General features: G+C 64.6%; 13 protein-coding genes and 2 pseudogenes. 11 read left to right on the top strand and 4 right to left on the bottom strand.

Features of this window, described 5'->3' with window-relative positions; all coding sequences use genetic code 11:
- Positions 1–6 precede the first annotated feature (6 nt).
- The 3 genes from XpruCFBP8353_RS03470 to XpruCFBP8353_RS03460 all read right to left on the bottom strand — a co-directional run bounded on the left by XpruCFBP8353_RS03470 (position 7) and on the right by XpruCFBP8353_RS03460 (position 4,406).
- Positions 7–732 (bottom strand): phosphoadenylyl-sulfate reductase, encoded by a 726-nt coding sequence (locus XpruCFBP8353_RS03470; protein WP_101361919.1) that lies wholly within the window; start codon positions 730–732, stop codon positions 7–9.
- A complete protein-coding gene (cysI, locus tag XpruCFBP8353_RS03465; protein WP_101361918.1) occupies positions 729–2,435 on the bottom strand; it encodes an assimilatory sulfite reductase (NADPH) hemoprotein subunit in 1,707 nt (568 codons plus the stop codon). Before cysI ends, XpruCFBP8353_RS03470 begins: the two co-directional genes overlap by 4 nt.
- Positions 2,436–2,558: 123 nt before the next feature.
- On the bottom strand, positions 2,559–4,406 hold the full coding sequence (locus tag XpruCFBP8353_RS03460; RefSeq protein WP_101361917.1) for an assimilatory sulfite reductase (NADPH) flavoprotein subunit: 1,848 nt from the start codon (positions 4,404–4,406) through the stop codon (positions 2,559–2,561).
- A gap of 178 nt (positions 4,407–4,584) precedes the next feature.
- On the opposite strand from XpruCFBP8353_RS03460, the gene cysD reads away from it, so the two are divergent.
- The 10 genes from cysD (at position 4,585) to XpruCFBP8353_RS03415 (ending at position 19,268) form a co-directional block, all read left to right on the top strand.
- Complete coding sequence (gene cysD / locus XpruCFBP8353_RS03455; protein ID WP_101361916.1) at positions 4,585–5,493, top strand: sulfate adenylyltransferase subunit CysD; 909 nt, start codon at positions 4,585–4,587, stop codon at positions 5,491–5,493.
- A complete protein-coding gene (gene cysN / locus XpruCFBP8353_RS03450; protein WP_101361915.1) occupies positions 5,493–7,469 on the top strand; it encodes a sulfate adenylyltransferase subunit CysN in 1,977 nt (658 codons plus the stop codon). The genes cysD and cysN overlap by 1 nt, the downstream gene beginning before the upstream one ends.
- Positions 7,470–7,730: 261 nt before the next feature.
- Entirely contained in the window at positions 7,731–8,801 is a 1,071-nt protein-coding gene (locus tag XpruCFBP8353_RS03445) for an efflux RND transporter periplasmic adaptor subunit (protein WP_101361914.1), read from the top strand.
- The gene (locus tag XpruCFBP8353_RS03440; RefSeq protein ID WP_101361913.1) at positions 8,798–11,923 is read left to right on the top strand and encodes an efflux RND transporter permease subunit; all 3,126 of its coding nucleotides are present in this window, start codon (positions 8,798–8,800) and stop codon (positions 11,921–11,923) included. The genes XpruCFBP8353_RS03445 and XpruCFBP8353_RS03440 overlap by 4 nt, the downstream gene beginning before the upstream one ends.
- A gap of 590 nt (positions 11,924–12,513) precedes the next feature.
- Complete coding sequence (locus tag XpruCFBP8353_RS23320; RefSeq protein WP_101378131.1) at positions 12,514–12,801, top strand: hypothetical protein; 288 nt, start codon at positions 12,514–12,516, stop codon at positions 12,799–12,801.
- On the top strand, positions 12,798–13,103 hold the full coding sequence (locus tag XpruCFBP8353_RS24220) for a hypothetical protein (RefSeq protein WP_243391036.1): 306 nt from the start codon (positions 12,798–12,800) through the stop codon (positions 13,101–13,103). Before XpruCFBP8353_RS23320 ends, XpruCFBP8353_RS24220 begins: the two co-directional genes overlap by 4 nt.
- Before the next feature lie 133 nt (positions 13,104–13,236).
- Entirely contained in the window at positions 13,237–15,912 is a 2,676-nt protein-coding gene (locus tag XpruCFBP8353_RS03430) for a M1 family metallopeptidase (RefSeq protein ID WP_101361912.1), read from the top strand.
- 67 nt (positions 15,913–15,979) lie between these two features.
- A complete protein-coding gene (locus XpruCFBP8353_RS03425; protein WP_101362460.1) occupies positions 15,980–16,522 on the top strand; it encodes a GNAT family N-acetyltransferase in 543 nt (180 codons plus the stop codon).
- Positions 16,523–16,842: 320 nt separating this feature from the next.
- Positions 16,843–17,763 (top strand): TrmH family RNA methyltransferase, encoded by a 921-nt coding sequence (locus XpruCFBP8353_RS03420; RefSeq protein ID WP_101361911.1) that lies wholly within the window; start codon positions 16,843–16,845, stop codon positions 17,761–17,763.
- Positions 17,763–19,268, top strand: a complete 1,506-nt coding sequence (locus XpruCFBP8353_RS03415) for a carboxylesterase/lipase family protein (RefSeq protein ID WP_101361910.1) — start codon at positions 17,763–17,765, stop codon at positions 19,266–19,268. The genes XpruCFBP8353_RS03420 and XpruCFBP8353_RS03415 overlap by 1 nt, the downstream gene beginning before the upstream one ends.
- 140 nt (positions 19,269–19,408) lie before the next feature.
- On the opposite strand, the pseudogene XpruCFBP8353_RS03410 reads toward XpruCFBP8353_RS03415, so the two are convergent.
- Positions 19,409–19,822: pseudogene (locus tag XpruCFBP8353_RS03410) on the bottom strand (glycoside hydrolase family 97 C-terminal domain-containing protein); the annotation flags it as partial.
- Here XpruCFBP8353_RS03410 and XpruCFBP8353_RS03405 point away from each other — a divergent pair.
- Positions 19,819–20,181: pseudogene (locus XpruCFBP8353_RS03405) on the top strand (TonB-dependent receptor domain-containing protein); the annotation flags it as partial. The pseudogenes XpruCFBP8353_RS03410 and XpruCFBP8353_RS03405 overlap by 4 nt on opposite strands.
- Positions 20,182–20,226 lie beyond the last annotated feature (45 nt).

Raw genomic sequence — 20,226 nt, 5'->3', positions numbered from 1 at the left:
CTGTAGCTAGATATCCTCGTGGATACCGCACTCGCGCTTCAGGCCGAAGAAGCGCGTGTCTTCTTCACGCATGCCGGGTTCCCAGCGCCGCGTGGTATGGAAATCACCGATGGAAACATAGCCTTGTTCCCAAAGCGGGTGATACGGCAGATCGTGTGCTTGCAGGTACTGCCACACGTCGCGATCGTTCCAGTCGGCGATGGGGCTGATTTTGTAGCGCTCGCCGCGCTTTTGCACGATGGGCGTCTGCGCGCGGCCGCTGGATTGGCTGCGACGCAGGCCGGTGAACCAGGTGCCTACGTTGAGTTCGTCCAGTGCGCGGCGCATCGGTTCGACCTTGCGCAGGTTGTTGTACTGATCGATGCCGACCATGCCTTGTTCCCACAGGCGGCCGTGGCGCGCTTCCATCCAGGCGCGGCTGACCAGCGGGCGATACACCTTGAGGTTGAGCTTGAGTCGCTCGGTCAAGGCATCGGCAAAGCGATAGGTTTCCGGAAACAGGTAGCCGGTGTCGACCAGGATCACCGGAATGTCCGGGCGCTGCTGGCTGAGCAGATGCAGCGTGACAGCCGATTGCGCGCCGAAGCTGGACGACAGCGCCGCGTCCTGCGGGCCGTGCTGCAGCGCCCAGGCCACGCGTTGGTCGGCACGCAGGCCTTCCAGCTGCGCATTGAGCGCGTCCAGATCGTCCAACGCGGAAGAGGTGATCGATGCAGCAGGTAGCGCGGTCATGCGAGCAATTCCAGGTCGAGGCGACGGTGTGTAGGGTAGGGCGGCAATGCGATCAAGCCAGCGCGGTGCAGGAAATCGCCGAAGCCTTCATCATTGACGTGGTCGCGTTCGGCGGCATAGCGCGCCAGCAGCGGTTCCAGTGCGGCCAGGATTTCTGGCTCGGTGATGTTTTCGCGGTATAGCGTGTTGAGCCGCTGGCCGCGGCGGTCGCCACCCAGCATCAGGTTGTAGCGCCCTGGCGCCTTGCCCACCAGCGCGATCTCGGCCAGATACGGGCGCGAGCAGCCATTCGGGCAGCCGGATAGACGCAGCACGATTGGCGTTTCGGCCAGGCCGTGCTGCTGCAGCATCGGCTGCAACGCGGCGGTGAAATCGGGCAGGTAGCGCTCGGCCTCGGCCATCGCCAGGCCGCAGGTGGGTAATGCCACGCAGGCCATCGCGCCGCGCGCCAGGGCGGTGGCGGCCTGGTTGCCGGCATCCAAGCCGTATTGCGCAACCAGCGCGTCAACGCGTGCGCGCTCGCTGGCCAACACGCCGGCGATCACCAGGTTCTGGTTGGGCGTCATGCGGAACTCGCCGACGTTCAACTGCGCGATCGCACGCAGTCCACTCAGATGCGCTGCCGTTTCGGTATCGGCAATGCGGCCGGCCGGCAGCGACAGAGTCAGGTGCCATAACCCGTCTTCGCCTTCGACCCAGCCATAGCGGTCGCCGTTGTGTTCGAATGCAAATGGCTGCGCCGGCTGCAGTGCGAAGCCTGCACGGCGTGCGATCTCGGCCACGATGGTGTCCAGACCATGATCGTCGATGGTGTACTTGAAACGCGCGCGCTTGCGCACTGCACGGTTGCCGAAGTCGCGCTGGGTGGTGACCACGGCAGTAGCGATATCGAGCAACTGATCGCGGGTGACAAAACCGATGACGTTGGCCACGCGCGGCCAGGTTTCCGCATCGCCATGGCTGGCGCCCATGCCGCCGCCAATGCTGACGTTGTAGCCCAGCAACTCGCCGTCACGCAGGATCGCGATAAATCCCAGGTCGTTGGCGAACACGTCCACATCGTTGAGCGGCGGCGCCGCGAAACCGATCTTGAACTTGCGCGGCAGATAACGGTCGCCGTAGATCGGCTCTTCTTCGTTGCCGGAGCCGGACACGCGCTCTTCGTCCAGCCAGATTTCGTAGTATGCCCGTGTATTGGGCAACAGATGCTCGGAGACGCGCGCGGCATCGGCATATAGCGTGGCGTGCGCCTGCGACAATAGCGGATTCGCGGCGACCTGCACGTTGCGATTGACATCGCCGCAAGCCGCCAGCGTATCGATCAAGGTGGCATTGATGGCCTGCATGGTGGCCTTCAACTCGCGCTTGATCACACCGTGAAACTGAAACGCCTGACGCGTGGTGATGCGCAGCGAATGATTGGCATAACGGGTGGCGATGCCATCCAGTGCCAGCCACTGTGTGGGCGTAATCACACCACCCGGCGTGCGCGTGCGGATCATGAACTGATACGCCGGTTCGAGCTTCTGCCGACGCCGCTCATCGCGAATATCGCGATCGTCCTGCTGGTAGCTACCGTGGTACTTGATCAGCGTCTGATCGTCCTCACGCAATGCACCGGTCACCGCATCGGCCAGGCTCTGTTCCAGCGACCCTCGCAGGCGGCGGCTTTCGGATTTGATGTCTTCGACGGAGTGGCTCATGACGGAATTCGGTATTCGTGATGGGAGATTGGCAACAACAAAGCGCGGGCATTACCCACACAACACGAAGAGCGCGGACACCCGCTCCTGCAAATCCCAAATTCCGACTCCCCAATCCCTGACTTAATAGACATCCCGCGCATAACGCCCCTCCACCTGCAGTTGCGTGAGGTACGCGCTGGCTGCCTCCGCATCCAGGACGCCGTGGCTGGCAACAATGTCGAGCAGGGCGGCGTGCACATCCTTGCCCATGCCGGTGGCGCCGCACACATACACATGCGCGCCGCCTTGCAGCCAGGCATAGACTTCGGCGCCGCGTGCGCGTAGGCGGTGTTGCACGTAGAGCTTTTCGGCCTGATCGCGCGAGAACGCGACTTCCAGCGCATGCAACTCGCCGCGTTGCAGGGCCAGCTGCCACTCGGCCTGGTACAGGAAATCGGTATTGAAATGCTGGGCGCCGAAGAACAGCCAGTTGCGGCCGGTGGCGCCGGTTTCCGCGCGCTCCTGCACGAAGCCGCGGAACGGTGCCACGCCGGTGCCCGGGCCGATCATCAGGATGTCGCGATCGGAATCGGCCGGCACGCGAAAGCGCTCGTTCGGTTCGATATAGACCGGGGCGGTGTCGCCTTCGGCAAGCGCTGCCAGAAAACCGCTGGCCGACCCCAGATGCGCATGCCCGTGCGCCTGATAGGTGACTTCGTCCACGGTCAGATGCACTTCATCGCCGACGCGCTTGCGGCTGGAGGCAATGGAGTACAGCCGCGGGGCGAGCGGGCGCAGCGCCGCAAGCAGGCCGGCGTGGTCCCAATCCGCCGGCCAGCGGCGCAGCACGTCGATCACTTGATGATCGGCGAGCAGCGACGCCAGGCCGGCAGTCTGGGTGGGGGCGAGCAGCGCTTGCAGTTCCTGTGCGCCTGCGCGCTCGGCGTGGGCGGTGAGAAACGGCCGCGACAGCTTGGTCAGTTCGCGCTGGGTGGCGAGCCATGCAGTCAACGCCAGCGTCTCCTCGCCGACGGTGACGGCAGCATCGCCGTCCAGCTGCAATGTCTGCAGCACCGCATCCACCAACGCGGGCGGATTGCGATGGCGGATGCCCAGCGCGTCGCCCGGCTCGTAGCTCAGGCCGCTGCCTTCCAGCGAAAATTCCAGATGCCGCACGCGCTTGTCGGGCACGGCATAGACACGAAAGCCCGGCCCCTTGAAATCGCGACCGCTGATGATCTGAGTGGATAGCAACTCCGCAGCGAACGGCTGCTGATGCGACCACACCGGCGTGGCTGGGCTGCTGCGCAGCGGTGTGACTGTGGCCGAGTGCAGGCCGCTCTTGAGCTGCTCGCGGGCATGCGTGAGCGCTTGCGCGCGCCACGGCGCGGCGATGCTGTCGATGTCCAGATCGGCCTCGCCACGCGGCTGCACGCGGCTGCCGCCGAGTTCGGCCAGACGCTCGTCGATACGCCGCGCGATGCCGCAGAAATCGGCGTAACTGGAATCGCCCAGGCCCAGCACTGCGTACTTGAGCTCGGGCAGCTTGGGCGCGCGACGGCTGGTCAGGAATTCGACCAGGCCGATGGCATCGTCCGGCGGGTCGCCTTCGCCCTGGGTGCTGATCACCACATACAACAGCCGCTCGCTGGCCAGCTCACGGGTGGGGTAGGCGTCGGCGCGCAGCAGGCGCACGCTCAGGCCGGCGGCCTCGGCCTCGGCGGCCAAGTGCTCGGCCTCGCGGCGGGCATTGCCGGTCTGGCTGCCATAGACCACGGTCAGGCGCTGGGCTTCCTGGGCGATTGCGTGTGCTTGTCCGCCGGGCAACACTGCCAACGAGCGCGGCGGCTGGCCCTGTGCCAACCCGGCGGCGTAGCCGGACAGCCACCATAGCGCTGCGGTGTCCAGGCCGTCGACCAACCGGTCCAGCAGCGCCTTGCGCTCGTCGGGCAAGGGGCTGGGCGGTAGCGCGGAACTGGCGGCGGTCATTCGAATCCGGGGCTTTGATGAGAGAGACGATGTTAGGGAAGCGTTGCGGCCACCAGAAAGGAGCAGCCGTTATCGCGTTATGCCGGCCGCTTATTTCGTGCAGTCATCAGGGCGGCACACACTGCAGCGCCTTGCCCTACCATCGGCTGGTCTGCCCGCCGATGCACCCGACATCTCGATGACCCTACCGCCGTTGTCCCATCTCGACCGGCTCGAAGCCGAAAGCATCCACATCCTGCGCGAGGTCGCCGCCGAGTTCCGGGCCCCGGTGATGCTGTATTCGGTCGGCAAGGACAGCTCGGTGCTGCTCCATCTGCTGCTCAAGGCCTTTGCGCCGTCACCGCCGCCGATCCCGCTGCTGCATGTGGACACGCGCTGGAAGTTCCGCGAGATGATCGCCTTCCGCGACCGTCGCGCGGCCGAGACCGGGGTGGATCTTCGCGTGCACATCAATCCCGATGGCATCGCGCAGGACATCGGCCCGATCAGCCACGGCGCCGCGGTGCATACCGACATCATGAAGACCCAGGGCCTGAAGCAGGCGCTGGAACACGGTGCCTTCGATGCAGCAATCGGCGGGGCACGGCGCGACGAAGAGAAATCACGCGCCAAGGAGCGGGTGTTTTCGTTCCGCAATGCGCGCCATCGCTGGGACCCGAAGAACCAGCGCCCGGAACTATGGAACCTCTACAACGCGCGCACCAAGCCCGGCGAGAGCGTGCGCGTGTTTCCGTTGTCCAACTGGACCGAGCTGGATATCTGGCTGTACATCTACCGCGAAAAGATCCCGGTGGTGCCGCTGTATTTCGCCGCAGCGCGGCCGGTGGTGGAGCGCGATGGCGCCTGGATCATGGTCGACGACGAGCGGCTGCCGCTGCAGCCCGGCGAAATCCCGCAGCTGCGCTCGGTGCGCTTCCGCACGTTGGGCTGTTACCCGCTGACCGGCGCGATCGACTCCACCGCCGACACCCTGGAAGCGGTGATCGCCGAAATGCTGGTCAGCACCAGCTCCGAGCGGCAGGGCCGCATGATCGATCATGCGCCGGGCGCATCGATGGAACAGAAAAAGCTTGAGGGGTATTTTTGATGGGCAGCGATTCGGGAATCGGGAATGGGGAATCGGAACAGCACGTCACCGCGAACACGAAGAGGGAGGAGGCCGCCGTTGCGATTCCCGATTCCCCGCTCCCGATTCCCAGCACCATCGACGCCTACCTCCGGCAACACGAAGCCAAGCCGCTGCTGCGCTTCATCACCTGCGGCAGCGTGGACGATGGCAAGAGCACGCTGATCGGGCGGTTGTTGTACGACAGCAAGCGCTTGTTCGACGATCAGCTGGCGGCGCTGGAAAGCGATAGCCGCCGGCATGGCACGCAGGGCGAGGGCATCGATTACGCGTTGCTGATGGATGGGCTGGCGGCCGAACGCGAGCAGGGCATCACCATCGATGTGGCGTACCGCTATTTCGATACCGACCAACGCAAGTTCATCGTGGCCGATTGCCCGGGCCACGAGCAATACACCCGCAACATGGCCACCGGCGCGTCCACTGCCGATGTGGCGGTGGTGCTGGTGGATGCGCGCAAGGGCTTGCTCGCGCAGACGCGCCGGCACAGCTATATCGTGTCCCTGCTGGGCATCGGCCACGTGGTGCTGGCGGTCAACAAGATGGATCTGGTGGGCTACGACGCGCAGGTATTCACCGCGATTGCAGAAGCCTACAAAACACTTGCCGCGCAGCTAGGCATCACCGATCTGCAATGCATTCCGTTATCGGCATTGGAGGGCGAAAATCTGTCCGCCGCGTCGACGCGGATGCCGTGGTACAGCGGCCCGCATCTTCTGCAGCACCTGAACACCGTGCAGCTCGAACCGCCGGAGGCCGGGAGCGGCCTGCGTCTGTCGGTGCAGTGGGTCAACCGTCCCAACGCGCAGTTCCGTGGCTATGCAGGCACGATTGCCGCCGGGCAGGTGCGTGTGGGCGATGCGGTAGTGGTGGTGCCATCCGGGCGCCGCACGCAGGTAGCAAGCGTGCTCGATGCCAATGGCGAGGTGGACAGCGCACGCGCTGGACAGGCGGTGACGCTGACCTTGCGCGATGAGATCGATATCAGCCGTGGCGACATCATTGCCGCCATCGACGACCCGCCCGAAGTGGCCGACCAGTTCGCTGCGCATCTGCTGTGGATGGACGATGCCGCGCTGCTGCCCGGGCGCCCATACTGGCTCAAGATCGGCACCCGCACGGTCACCGTCAGTATCAGCGAGATCAAGCACAAGGTCGATGTGAACACGCAGGAGCGGCTGGCCGCCAAACGGCTGGAGCTCAACGAAGTGGGCTACTGCAATCTGGCGCTGGACGAGCCCATCGCGTTCTCGCCGTATGCGCGCAACCGCGTGCTCGGCGGTTTCATCCTGATCGACCGACAGAGCAATGCCACGGTGGCCGCCGGCACGCTGGAATTCGCTTTGCGCCGCGCCGGCAACGTGCACTGGCAGCATCTGGATGTGGATCGCAGCGCACGTGCCCGCATCAAGGGCCAGACGCCGCGCGTGTTGTGGTTTACCGGTCTGTCGGGTGCAGGCAAGTCCACTGTCGCCAATCTGGTCGACAAACGGCTGCACGCCCTGGGCTATCACACCTTCATTCTGGACGGCGACAACGTGCGCCACGGCCTCAACCGCGATCTGGGCTTCACCGACGAAGACCGCGTTGAAAACATCCGCCGCGTGGCGGAAGTGGCCCGCTTGATGGCCGATGCCGGCCTGATCGTGCTGGTGAGCTTCATCTCGCCGTTCCGTGCTGAGCGGCAACTGGCGCGCGAGCGTTTCGACCAGGGCGAGTTCGTCGAAGTGTTTGTGGACGTGCCGCTGGCGGTTGCCGAGGCGCGCGACGTCAAGGGGCTGTACCGCAAGGCGCGTGCCGGGCAGATTCCCAATTTCACCGGGATCGACTCGCCGTACGAGGCGCCCGAAACACCGGAGATCCATCTTCACGCCGATGGTGAGAATGTAGAGGCGCTGGCGCGCCATGTGCTGGAGTATCTGGGGCTGGAACGCTAAGAGCGGCTAACACGACAGGGCAGGCGGTCGTCAGGCGCGCGTGGTCAGTGTGCAGAACGGCGAAGTATGAACCCATACATGCAGCCGCAGCGCACCGGCTGCGCCCGAGTGGCGCAGGTGCGGCAAGGTCATGGTCGTGCTGGCCAGCGCATCATGCCAAGGACAGCAAGGGTCTTTGGTCATGGTGCAAAGCGCGTCCTTTCTGTCAATTCATGGCGGCTAGGTCGGTAAACTTTCGACGTACCCCGCCAGGATGTTCTGATGCCTGTTCTGCCCAGCGCGCGCGTCTGCGCCGCGCTCTTGTTGGCCGCCGTCCTGGCCGGTTGTAGCCGTCAGGCCAGCACGCCAGCCGCTGCCAAACCCATTCCGGTCTCTGTGCAGGCCGTGGCCACCCAACCCTGGAATTCGACGGTGCAGTCGATCGCCACGGTGCGTGCGCGCGAATCGGTGGCGCTCACCGCCGCGGTCAGCGATGTGGTGGAGCAGGTGTATTTCGACAGCGGCGACGAGGTCAAGGCCGGGCAATTACTGTTGCGTCTGCGCGGCAATTCGCAGCAGGCGGCATTGACGGCCGCACAGGCCACCTTTGAAGAAACCGACCAGCTGTATCGCCGCCAGTTGAGTCTGGTTGGCCAGCAACTGGTGGCCAAATCCACCGTGGATACGCAGCGCGCCTTGCGCGATGCCGCGCAGGCGCGCGTGCAGCAGATGCGCGCGGAAATCACCGACCGCGAGGTGCGCGCGCCGTTTTCCGGCGTGCTGGGCATCCGCCAGATCAGCCCGGGGTCGTTGATCACCTCCAGCACCGTGATCGCCACGCTGGACGATGTGGCGCGCATGTACGTGGATTTCCAGGTGCCGGAATCGCAGTTCGGCCTGGTGCAACTCGGTAATGCCGTGAGCGGTAGCGCGGCGGCATATCCGGGCGCGCAGTTCGAGGGTGAAGTGGCGACCATCGATTCGCGGATCGACGAGACCACGCGCTCGGTGACGGTGCGCGCGGATTTCCCCAACGACGATCGCCGGCTGCGTCCGGGCATGCTGCTGGATGTGCGGCTGTTCCAGCCGGCGCGGCAGGCGGTGGTGATCCCGGAAATTGCGGTGGTGCAGGTGGGTCGCGAATCGTATGTCTTCCGGGTCAAGCCCGACAGCACCGTCGAGCGCGCCGATGTGCGCCTGGGCGAGCGGCGCGATGGCAAGGTGGAAATTCTTGACGGCGTCAAAGCCGGCGAGCGTATCGTGGTGGATGGCACGGGCAAGCTGCGTGTGGGTTTGAAGATCGTGGATCAGGCCCCGCCCGCGTCGGCTCGCCCGCAGGCGGCAGCACGATGAAACTCTCCGACCTGTCGATCACCCGCCCGGTGATGGCGGTGGTGATGAGTTTGTTGCTGATCGTGCTGGGGGTGATGTCGTTCACCCGGCTGACGCTGCGCGAGTTACCGGCCATCGACCCACCCATCGTCTCGGTGGATGTGGAATACACCGGCGCCTCGGCAGCGGTGGTGGAAAGCCGCATCACCCAGGTGCTGGAAGACGCATTGGCCGGCATCGAGGGTATCTCCACCATTGAAGCGCGCAGCCGCAATGGTTCCTCCGACATCAGTATCGAGTTCGTGCAGTCGCGCGATATGGAAGCAGCCGCCAACGACGTGCGTGACGCGGTCAGCCGCGTGTCCGACCGCATGCCCGACCAGGCACGCCCGCCGGAGATTTCCAAGGTCGAAGCCGATGCCGACCCCATCCTGTGGCTCAACATGAGCTCCAGCACGATGGACACGCTGCAGTTGAGCGACTACGCCGAGCGCTACGTGGTGGATCGTTTTTCCAGCCTGGACGGCGTGGCGCAGGTGCGCATCGGCGGACGCCAGCGCTATGCGATGCGCATCTGGCTGGACCGTGATCAACTGGCTGCACGCGAACTCACGGTCGCCGATGTGGAAGCGGCGCTGCAGAACGAAAACGTGGAGCTGCCCGCCGGCAGCATCGAATCGGCGCAGCGCGATTTCACCCTGCGCGTGGAGCGCAGTTATCTCAAGCCCGAAGACTTCGCCAAGCTGCCGTTGAACAAGGGCGAGGGCGGTTATGTGGTGCGGCTGGGCGATGTGGCCAGGGTCGAGCTGAGCTCGGCCGAGCGGCGCGCGTATTTCCAGAGTAACGGCGTGCCCAATGTGGGCCTGGGCATCGTGCGTAACTCCACCGCCAACGCGCTGGACGTGGCGCGCGAAGCACGCGCGCAAGCCGCAGAAGTGCAGAAGTCGCTGCCGCAGGGCACCAATATCTTCGTCGCCTTCGACACCACCACTTTCATCGATGCAGCGGTGGAGCGCGTGTATCACACGCTGGTGGAAGCGGTGGTGCTGGTACTGGTGGTGATCTGGGTGTTTCTGGGCAGCGCACGCGCCGCATTGATCCCCGCAGTGACGGTGCCGGTGTGCCTGATCGCCTCTTTCATCGCGCTGTACGCGTTCGATTTCTCGATCAACCTGCTCACCTTGCTGGCATTGGTGCTATGTATCGGTTTGGTGGTGGACGACGCCATCGTGGTGGTGGAAAACATCCAGCGCCGCATCGATCTGGGCGAGCCGCCGCTGGTGGCCGCCAAGCGTGGTACCGGGCAGGTGGCGTTTGCGGTGATTGCGACGACTGCGGTGCTGGTTGCGGTGTTTCTGCCGGTTGGTTTTCTGGAAGGCAATACCGGGCGGCTGTTCCGCGAGTTGGCGGTGGCACTGGCCGCAGCGGTGGCAATCTCGGCCTTCGTGGCGCTGACGCTGACGCCGATGATGTCGTCCAAGCTGCTGCGCTCGCACGGGCAGGCCAGACCCAACCGCTTTCACCAATGGTTCGATAGGCGCATGCAGGCGGTGTCCGGGGCATACGGGCGCTCGCTGGAGCGGCATGTGCACCGCACCTGGATCTTTGCGCTGTTGATGCTGTTGGCGCTGGGTGCCAGCGCCTGGCTGATGGGCCGCATTCCTTCCGAACTGGCGCCGGCCGAAGACCGCGGCAATTTCCAGATCATGATCGATGGCCCGGAAGGTGCCGGCTTCGATTACACCGTGGGGCAGATGCATCAGGTGGAAGACATCCTGCGCCCCTACGTGGGCCCGGACAAACCCATCGTGCGTGCCAACCCGCGCGTGCCCGGTGGCTTTGGCAGCAGCGAGGAAATGCATACCGGTCGCGTCAGCGTGTTCTTGCAGGACTGGCAAAAACGCAGCCGCCCCACCACCGAAGTGGCCGATGAGGTGCAGCAGAAACTCAACGTGCTCAGCGGCGTGCGCGCACGCACGCAGGTGAGCGGCGGGCTGGTGCGTAGCCGTGGGCAACCGTTCCAGCTGGTGCTGGGCGGGCCGGATTATGCGGAAATCGCGCAGTGGCGCGATCGCATCCTCCAGCGCATGGAAGCCAACCCCGGCCTGGTCGGGCCCGACTCGGATTACAAGGAAACCCGGCCGCAGATGCGCGTCAATATCGACCGCTTGCGCGCGGCCGATCTCGGCGTGCCGGTCACCGCCATTGGCGGCGCGCTGGAAGCATTGATGGGCTCGCGCCGCGTCACCACCTTCGTCGACAACGGCGAGGAATACGACGTGATGCTGCAGGCCGGGCGCGAAGGCCGCATGTCGCCGGAAGACCTCACCGCCATTCGCGTGCGTTCCAACCGTGGCGAACTGATCCCGCTCTCGAATCTGGTGACCTTGAGCGAAGTGGCCGAAGCCGGCACCTTGAACCGCTTCAATCGCCTGCGCGCAATTACGATCACGGCCGGCCTGGCGCCGGGCTATCCGCTTGGCGACGCCATCGCCTGGGCGCAGCAGGCGGCGCAGGAAGAACTCCCCGAATATGCGCAGGTGGACTGGAAGGGCGAATCGCGCGAGTACCAGCAATCCGGCAGTGCGGTGTTGCTGACCTTCGGCATGGCGCTGCTGGTGGTGTATCTGGTGCTGGCCGCACAGTTCGAAAGCTTCGCGCACCCGTTGGTGATCATGCTCACGGTGCCGTTGGCGGTGTTGGGCGCGCTGGTGGGGTTGTGGCTGACCGGCGGTACGCTCAACCTGTTCAGTCAGATCGGCATCGTGATGCTGGTGGGTCTGGCAGCCAAGAACGGAATCCTGATCGTGGAATTCGCCAACCAGTTACGCGACGAAGGCCGCAGCGTGCATGCGGCCATCGTGGAATCGGCCTCGGTGCGGTTGCGCCCGATCCTGATGACCTCGATTGCGACGGTGGTCGGTGCGATTCCGCTGGTGGTGGCCGGCGGGCCTGGCTCGGCCAGCCGCGCCACGATCGGCGTGGTGGTGATCTTCGGCGTGTCGCTGTCGACGTTGTTGTCGCTGTACGTGGTGCCGGCGTTCTACAGCCTGATCGCCCCGTACACCAAGTCACCCGAAGCGGTGGCACGCCAGCTGGAAACCCTGGAGGCGCAGACGCCTTCGGTGGGTGGGCATGCGTGAGCGGTGTCGGGGCTTGTAGTGCCCTCGTCTACTCCGCTCAGGGCCCGTCATAGGTTAGAGAGCGCCCGACCCAAGATGTATGCACTTTTTTCCAGCCGATTGGGCCCTAAACACAGCGGATCGCGTCGCTTTGGATCGCTGCGACAGGGTTGCTAAGAATAAAAATAACTCAGGTGTAGAAGGCCCGCTGATCCAAAGTCAAAATAACCTGCAGAGCTCGAGTCATGGTGTAGCTCTCCTGCGTAGCTGCTCCATGCCCTACTGCGTGACGTGAGCTAGCCTCTTCTGGCTGCCCCCATGGGGTCGAAGTTTGCGAAGGTATCGGTGTTTGCCAGACGCTGTGCATAAGCCGTCGCGATCCTGCCTCCGGCATAAGTCCTTGATCGCTATGCCCGCTTCGGCGTCGTGCAGGCAGCTCATGATCTGCTCTTCGGTAAAACGCTTCTTTGTGTCTAATCTTCTCGGGGTAGAGAATTGGACTCCCAACTGGGGTGCTACGCAAAATCGGGGGGCGTCGGTACGGTAATCCCCCCGCCAAGTAGTAGGTGTCAGAAGTGGAATTTTCTCGTGATATGACCTGAGGATGTTCCATGAAAAAATCTAGCTTTACCGACAGCAGGGTCATCGCCCTGCTCAGGCAGGCCGAGGTAGATACACCCGAGCTAGAGTTGTGCCGCGAGCACAGCATCGGCGACCCTCCGAACCTGTCCTGCACAATCAGCGTTACGAGTGCTCCAAGGAACTGGCGCGCCTCTGATGGCATAAAGCAAACACCTTTCCGTTTGCGGCTTCAATTCCAGTTGAGCCAGAGCCGGAATCAGCAACCGCAGCCTGCTCAGAAGCTACCTGAGCCTCAGAAGCCTGAACCGGCAATGTGACCTGGCGTCAGGGCCAGGGCATTCGCGTCGCGCTGGTCGGCGATACCCGAAGTTGGTCGCCAACCGAGGTGGGCCTGCCGGCCGATGTACCGCCAGGGACAAGCGTGGATTTCGCCTTCACTCTACGCGCGCTGCTGGCTGCCGGTGCCTACAACCTGCACTGGAGGATGCGCGATGCTGCAGGTGATTTCGGCAGTGATTCCAGCAACCAGGTGGTGCAGGTAGCAACATTCTCACCGATGCCGCGCGCTTTGCACATAAAAAGCGGGATGCGATCTGAATGGTTCGGCTTCAAATCTTGAGATCCTGCGCTTCTGTCGCTGCCGGTTTTTCGCTGATATATTTTTCACCCGACAGACCACGCAATGACTAAGGTCACATGACAGCCATGCCCGGCTGTGATCGACTTCGGCGGTTACCCCGACCGGAATGCCAATGCGTCGTCTTGCCTGCCTGCTTGTTCCTTCCCTGCTAGCGTTGTGCTGCGGCAATGCGCTGGCGCAGTCGTCCGGTGAGCCGGTTCCCAATGGGCGTCTGCCGACCTGGGCGGTGCCGCAGCGCTACAGCCTCGCGCTCAAGATCGACCCGGAGCAAACCCAATTCAGTGGCCGCACCACCATCCGCGTACAGCTCAAGCAGGCGTCCGACCATCTTTGGTTGCATGGCAAGGAATTGCAGGTCAGCAAGGTCACGGTCAAGCCCGGCAAGGGCAAGGCGCTGACTGCACGCTACGTGCAAGCCGATGCGCAAACCGGCGTGGCGCGGCTGGATTTCGGCCGCACGCTCACGCCGCAGACGCTCACCGTGGAGATCACCTATAGCGCGCCGCTCAACCAGCAGCTGCAGGGCCTGTACCAGGTGAAATACCAGGGCAAGGCGTATGCGATGACGCAGATGGAGCCGATCAGTGCGCGTTACGCGTTCCCGGGCTTCGACGAGCCGGCGTTCAAGACGCCGTTCGACATCAGCCTGACCGTGCCCAGCGACGACCAAGCGCTGGCCAATACGATCGCGACTTCGACCAAGCCGGCCGGCAAGGGCTGGAAGACAGTGACCTTCGCCCCGACGGTGCCGTTGCCGACCTACCTGGTGGCTTACGCCGCCGGACCGTGGGATGTGGTGGATGTGGCGCCGATGCCGGCGACACCGCAGCGCCCCAACGCCACGCCGTTGCGCGGCATTGCCGCCAAGGGTCAGGGCCCGCGCATCACGCCAGCACTGGATCAGACCCCGGCCATCATCGCCGCGCTGGAGGACTACTACGCCTTCGGCTACCCGTTCGACAAGCTCGATCTGGTCGCCGCACCGGACTTCAGCGCCGGCGCGATGGAAAATCCTGGGTTTGTGACCTTCCGCGATTGGCTGCTGTTGCTGGATAAAGATTCGCCGGCCGAGAACCTGCAGCGTTCTTTCAACACCAACGCGCACGAATTGGCGCACCAGTGGACCGGTGACACCGTCACCATGGCGTGGTGGGACGATCTGTGGCTCAACGAAGCGTTCGCGACCTGGATGCAGCAGAAGATCACCATGCAGCTGCATCCGGAATACAACGCCAATCTGGACCGTATCGCCGGCGCGCAGCATGCGATGGAGAACGACAGCCTGGTGAGCGCGCGCAAGATTCGCCAGCCGATCACCGGCAATGGCGATATCGAAACCGCGTTCGACGGCATCACCTACCAGAAGGGCGCAGCGGTGTTGGCGATGTTCGAAGCCTTCGTCGGCGAAGACGTGTTCCGCCAGGGCATGCGTACCTATATCGCCAAGCACACGTTCGGCAACGCTACCGCAGACGATCTGGTCGATGCGATCGCCGACGCCGCAGGCAAGGGCGACGATTTCAAGGCAGCATTCCGCAGCTTTCTCAACCAGCCAGGCGTGCCGTATCTGCAGACCGAGGTTGACCGCGAAAGCGGCAAGACGGTGGTCAAACTGCAGCAGCAGCGCTATCTGCCGCTGGGATCCACCGGCTCCACCGCACAGCAATGGGGCATGCCGGTGTGCGTGAAGTATGGCAAGGGCAAGAACCAGGTCGGTACTGCCTGCCAGTTGCTCGAGGACGGCAGCGGCAGCATCGTGCTGGAAGGCGCTGGCAAGAACACGTGGGTGTTCCCGAACGCGCGTGGCGCTGGCTATTACCGCTTCTCGCTGCCCAAAAAGCAGTTTGCGGCGCTGGGCAAACAGGTCGGCCAATTGGACGATAACGAACAGCTCGCCTACGCCGATGCGATCAATGCGGCGTACCGTCACGGCGATGCCGACAACGCGGCCGTGCTTGCGGCGATCACGCAGCTGGCACCGTCGAAATCGGCCGATGTGTCCACCGCGCTGGTGGATCGTTTCGTGTGGATCTGGCGCTACCAGTCCACCACCGAGGCGCAGCGCGGCCCATTGCGCAAGGCTGCCGAACAGGCGTATCTGCCGCGTTTGCGTGCGCTGGGGTACACACGGCGTGACACCGAGTCGATCGACGACACTGCGCTGCGGACATCGCTGGCAGGGTTGTTCGCATTGCGTCTGCACAACGCAGAGGTACGCAAGGCACTGCTCGCGCAAGGCGATGCAGTGCTAGCTGGCGGCAATGGCGCGCTGAATTTCTCCGCCGCGAACCCGGACCTGCTGGGCACCGCGCTGGCAGTGACCGTGCAGGAACGCGGCGCACCGGCAGTGCAGACGTTGATCGATGCACTACGCACGCATGCCGACCCGGCTCAGCGCAACGCGATGATCGCTGCACTGGGCACGGTGCAGGATCCGGCACTGCTGAAGCAGGTGCGTGATTTCGCGTTGACCGATGCGATCAAGGTAGGCGAGATGAAGAGCCTGCTGACGCGCGGGCATAGCGACGAGAGCTCGCACGATTCGATGTGGGCCTGGTTCACCGCCAACTTCGACCGCATCGTGCAACGCAGCGGCTCGTTCGACGGTGGCGGCTTGCCGTCGCTGGGTGCGTCCGGGGGCTGCAGTGTGGAAGAAGCCGACCGCCTGGATGCGTTCTTCAAGCCGCGCCTGGCCAAGCTCAGCGGCGCCGACCGCGGCTTGGCCCAGACCGGCGAAACCATCCGCCTGTGCGCTGCGCTGAAGCAGGCACAAACCGCCAAGCGCTGAGTTGCAGCGCGCGGCCGGCGTGCGCAGTATCGGCGCTGTCGATACTGCGCATGCCAGGATCCACGCAATGGACGAATCGCTGATGCTGCACGGAGAAGGCTTCGTGCTGCGCCGCTGGCGCCAGGACGACCTGGATGCCTTGTTGCGGCATGCCAACGACCCGCTGGTGCCGCGCGGATTGAGCGAGCGATTCCCTCATCCGTACACGCGTGCCGACGGCGAGGCCTTCCTGGCCGGGCGCGTGGTTGATCTGCAGCATCCGGTGCTGGCTATCGAGATCGCGGGCCAGGCCTGCGGCACGATTGCAGTGCGCCCAGGGCAGGGCCAGCGACGCTTTTCTGCCGAATTGGGCTATTGGATCGGTCGCGCGTACTGGAGCCACGGCTGGATGACACGCATCGTGCGCACGTATGTCGCCTGGGCGATGCAGACGCTACCGCTGTTTCGTGTGCAGGCCACCGTGCTCGATACCAATCCTGCATCGGCCAAAGTGTTGCTGCGTAATGGCTTTGTCGAAGAAGGTCTTAGCCGCTGCGCGCTCATGAAGCCGGATGGGCTGCACGATCTGCGTGTGTTTGCACGCGTGAACCCGCCTGCTGCTGCGGCTTGAATGCCCGTTTGCGTGTCTTACGCTCCGTCAGTGCACGCGCATGCTTGCAATCTGTAAGGGGGGTGAAGTCGCCACAGCAGGCGCGCTGATCCTGCTCGCGTTCCGTCGTCTCAACGTCGTTGCCCGCAGGCCGGCAAGACGTTCAGCCTGCCTCGGCCCGGCAGCCGTATACGGCCCATCGCGCCAGTGGCTTACCATCGTCGGCACTGCGCCTGCGGCAGCGGCCCTGCCGGTGCTGCAGCATGACCAAGCCTTAGTGGCGGAAAGGCCGGACAGCAGCCTCTCCGCACTGCAAGCGACACGAACGACTGGATACGACGATGACACAGCATGATGGACGCGGCGGACGGCCGCCACGCGACGGCGGCTCCGGCGCCTCGCACAACCCGTGGGGCCGCGCTGCGCCGCGTACGCCTGCGCCACGTAGCTCCGCGCCCCGCGCGCCGGCGCAGCACACCCCCGCCACTGCGCCACCGCCTGCCGCTGCGGCGAGCAGCAATGCGCGCGAGGTGCGGCTGTACGGCATCAACGCCGTGCAGGCCGTGTTCAAGGCGCGCCCGGAGGCGCTGCGCAAGCTCTATCTGAGCGAGGCGCGCATTCCACAGTTCAAGGCGCTACTGGCCTGGTGCGTGACCCAACGCATCGGCTATCGCGTGGTGGAAGAGGCCGATCTGAGCAAGCTCGCCGCCAGTGCGCACCATGAAGGCGTGGTGGCCGACGTGCTGCGCGTCACCCCGCAACCGCTGCAGGAGTGGCTGGCCGCATTGCCGCAGGGCCCGGTGCTGGCGCTATGGCTGGATGGGGTGGGCAACCCACATAACTTCGGTGCGATGTTGCGCTCGTCGGCGCACTTCGGTGTTTCCGGTCTGTTGCTGCCGGCCGGCTCCACGCTGGGCCTGTCCGGCGCGGCGGCACGCGTGGCCGAAGGTGGCGCCGAAGCGGTACCACTGGTGCAACTGCCCGAGACCGCAACGGCGATGGCGCACTTGCGTCAGGCCGGTTTCGCGATTGCGGCCACGCTGGTCGACGGCGGCCAGGATGTCTTCGCCGCAGCATTGCCGCAGCGCCTGGTGTACGTGATGGGTGCGGAGAGCGAAGGCATGGACCGCGCATTCGCGCGCGACTGCGATCTGCAGTTGTCGATCCGCGGCAGCGGCAAGGTGGAAAGTCTCAACGTCGCCTCGGCGACTGCGGTCTTCCAGGCCGCCTGGCACGCACGCGTCCTCACCGGAGAACACTGATGTTGCGTCTTTCTGCGTTGCTGCTTGCGAGCAGTTGTCTGTTCAGCGCTAGCGCGGTTGCCGTAACGCCTGCCGCACCTCCCGAGGTGCGCACCGATCATGGCGCGGTGCGCGGCCAGTGGCAGGATGACGGCAGTGCGGTCTTCCGCGCGATCCCGTTTGCCGCGCCGCCGTTGGGCGCGCTGCGCTGGCGCCCGCCGCAGCCGATGTCGCCATGGACGCAAGTGCGCGATGCCACCCAGGCCGCCACGCCGTGCGTGCAGCCGGCGCTGGGCTGGAACAACGCCATGGCCAAGCGCGGTACCGAGGATTGCCTGTACGTCGAAGTGCAGACGCCCAAGCTGCATCCGGCCAAGCCGCTGCCGGTGTTCGTGTGGATCCACGGTGGTGCGAATGTGGCAGGCAGTGCCGATGGGCATCTGCCCACCAACTTGGTGGCGCAGGACATGCTGGTGGTGACGCTGCAATATCGGCTGGGCGCGTTGGGCTTCCTGTCGTTGCCAGAGCTGAGTGATGGCGACAACGACGCCGCCGGCAATGTCGCCTTGCTCGATCAAATCGCTGCCCTGCAGTGGGTGCACGACAACATCGCGCAGTTCGGTGGCGACCCCGCGCGGGTGACCATCGCAGGGCAATCGGCTGGGGGCCAGGACGTGGGGCTGCTGATGCTTAGTCCGCGCGCACGCGGCCTGTTTTCGGCAGCCATCGAACAGAGCGGTACCGCCGGGTTTGGGTTGCCGGCACGCAGCCTGGAAGACAATCGTGCACTGGGTGTGAGCATCGCCAAGCGTGCAGGCATCGACGATCCGGCCACGCGCTTGGCGCAGCTGCGCGCGTTGCCGGCCGAGCAACTGCTCAAGGCCGCGCAGGGCGTTGACGTGCCGGCGCTGGACGACGACGGCTACATCTGGCTGCAGGCGGTGGTCGATGGACGCGTGCTGCCCCGCGCACCGGCCGAGATGCTGGCTGCCGGCGCCCAGGCCAAGGTGCCGCTGTTGATCGGCTATGTGGTGCAGGAACTGCGCTACGGCGGTGAGGCAGGGGCAGAGAAGCGCGTGCGCCGCGACTATCCCGACCACGCCGATGCCATCCTGCAAACGCATCGCGCCGCCATCGCCCAGCGCGCCGCGCGGCAAGGCAATGCGTCCATGCAGTTGTCCACCGATCTCACCTTCCGTTGCCCGGCGGTGACGGTGGCGCAACGTCAGGCTGCGTTGGGTGTGCCGGTGTGGCACTACGTGTTCGATACCGCCGTGCCCGGTGGGCAGGTGACGCACAGCGCCGAGTTGCCGTTCCTGTTCAAGAACCTGCCGATCGGCCAGCCGCCGGTGTCACTGCAGCGCTATTGGGCGGCGTTCGTACAGCATGGCAATCCGAATGCCAAGGGATTGCCTGCCTGGCCGGCGTTCGCACCGACGCATGCAGGGTTGCAGTTCGATGCGCGTGGCGTGCAACCCATCAAGGACGCGCGTCCGGCGGTGTGTGCGGCAGTGGACTTGCCATAACGTAATCGATGCTGCAAGACGTGCGCACCGCTGCGGTGCGCACGTTTGACGCCGAATCGAATCGCATGCACGGCCGCGCGTCCGGCAAAGCGATTGCGCAAGTTGCGTCTGGCCACGTCAGCGCGGCGCCTCGGCGCTGACTTCTTTTGCAGTCTGATGGCCGCGCCGCCATTCGCCGCCAAGTTCAGCTGCAGGGTGTCGTTGCGGGTGACTGTGCGGGTGTCGATGCGCACCTTCGTTGGTGTCTGGCCATCGGCGTAGATGGTGGCCGTCCAGTGACCACTGCCTAGAAACGACAACGGTACCTCCATCGTGCGTACCTGCTCGTTGGTCATCACACCCACAGACCAGTCCTTGCCGCTACGCCGCGCCAGCGCGATGTGTTCACCGATGGCGCCATCCAACGCATGCGTCTCGTCCCAGCTTGCAGGCACGTCGCGCAGGAACTGCGCGGCAGGCACGTTTTCGTATTGCTCGGGACTGTCGGCAACCACCGCGAACGGACTCTCGTAGACGACGTACATCGCCAGCTGCTGCGCGCGCGTGGTCATCAGACGCGCAGACGCTGCGCTTTGCCTATAACAAGGCGGTTGCGCGTCAGGATCTGCCCGATCTGGGCCGTGGTCTGGTGAGCTTCTATGCGGTCAACGGCACGCCGCCGCGCAACCCGTCGCTGCCATCGGATGCGGTGTTGTTCCTCAACGGCCGTTCGGGCAATCCGGATCCGGACCCGTATCGCGCTACCAACTACAACGCCTCGTGGGAATGGTATTTCGCCGATGCCTCTTTGATCAGCGTGGGTGCGTTCCTGATCGACGTGAAGTCGTTCCCGACGACCGTCACCAACATCGAGCCGTTGCCCGATGTTGACGGCGTCGTGCGCGCGGGCGGCCCGGTCGAGCGCTTGTTGGATGCCCTGCGCAGTCAGGGTTTGGCCGCTGATCCCAAGCAACGTAAG

Origin of the sequence: Xanthomonas prunicola, from assembly GCF_002846205.1 — a bacterium.
GTDB classification, from domain to species: Bacteria; Pseudomonadota; Gammaproteobacteria; order Xanthomonadales; family Xanthomonadaceae; genus Xanthomonas; species Xanthomonas prunicola.
This window is presented reverse-complemented; position numbering and strand designations above follow the sequence as displayed.

Excerpts from the sequence above, each read along its gene's own strand:
- XpruCFBP8353_RS03470 (WP_101361919.1), bottom strand. The coding sequence starts at position 732 with ATGACCGCGCTACCTGCTGCATCGATCACCTCTTCCGCGTTGGACGAT.
- cysI (WP_101361918.1), bottom strand. The coding sequence starts at position 2,435 with ATGAGCCACTCCGTCGAAGACATCAAATCCGAAAGCCGCCGCCTGCGA.
- XpruCFBP8353_RS03460 (WP_101361917.1), bottom strand. The coding sequence starts at position 4,406 with ATGACCGCCGCCAGTTCCGCGCTACCGCCCAGCCCCTTGCCCGACGAG.
- cysD (WP_101361916.1), top strand. The coding sequence starts at position 4,585 with ATGACCCTACCGCCGTTGTCCCATCTCGACCGGCTCGAAGCCGAAAGC.
- cysN (WP_101361915.1), top strand. The coding sequence starts at position 5,493 with ATGGGCAGCGATTCGGGAATCGGGAATGGGGAATCGGAACAGCACGTC.
- XpruCFBP8353_RS03445 (WP_101361914.1), top strand. The coding sequence starts at position 7,731 with ATGCCTGTTCTGCCCAGCGCGCGCGTCTGCGCCGCGCTCTTGTTGGCC.
- XpruCFBP8353_RS03440 (WP_101361913.1), top strand. The coding sequence starts at position 8,798 with ATGAAACTCTCCGACCTGTCGATCACCCGCCCGGTGATGGCGGTGGTG.
- XpruCFBP8353_RS23320 (WP_101378131.1), top strand. The coding sequence starts at position 12,514 with ATGAAAAAATCTAGCTTTACCGACAGCAGGGTCATCGCCCTGCTCAGG.
- XpruCFBP8353_RS03430 (WP_101361912.1), top strand. The coding sequence starts at position 13,237 with ATGCGTCGTCTTGCCTGCCTGCTTGTTCCTTCCCTGCTAGCGTTGTGC.
- XpruCFBP8353_RS03425 (WP_101362460.1), top strand. The coding sequence starts at position 15,980 with ATGGACGAATCGCTGATGCTGCACGGAGAAGGCTTCGTGCTGCGCCGC.
- XpruCFBP8353_RS03420 (WP_101361911.1), top strand. The coding sequence starts at position 16,843 with ATGACACAGCATGATGGACGCGGCGGACGGCCGCCACGCGACGGCGGC.
- XpruCFBP8353_RS03415 (WP_101361910.1), top strand. The coding sequence starts at position 17,763 with ATGTTGCGTCTTTCTGCGTTGCTGCTTGCGAGCAGTTGTCTGTTCAGC.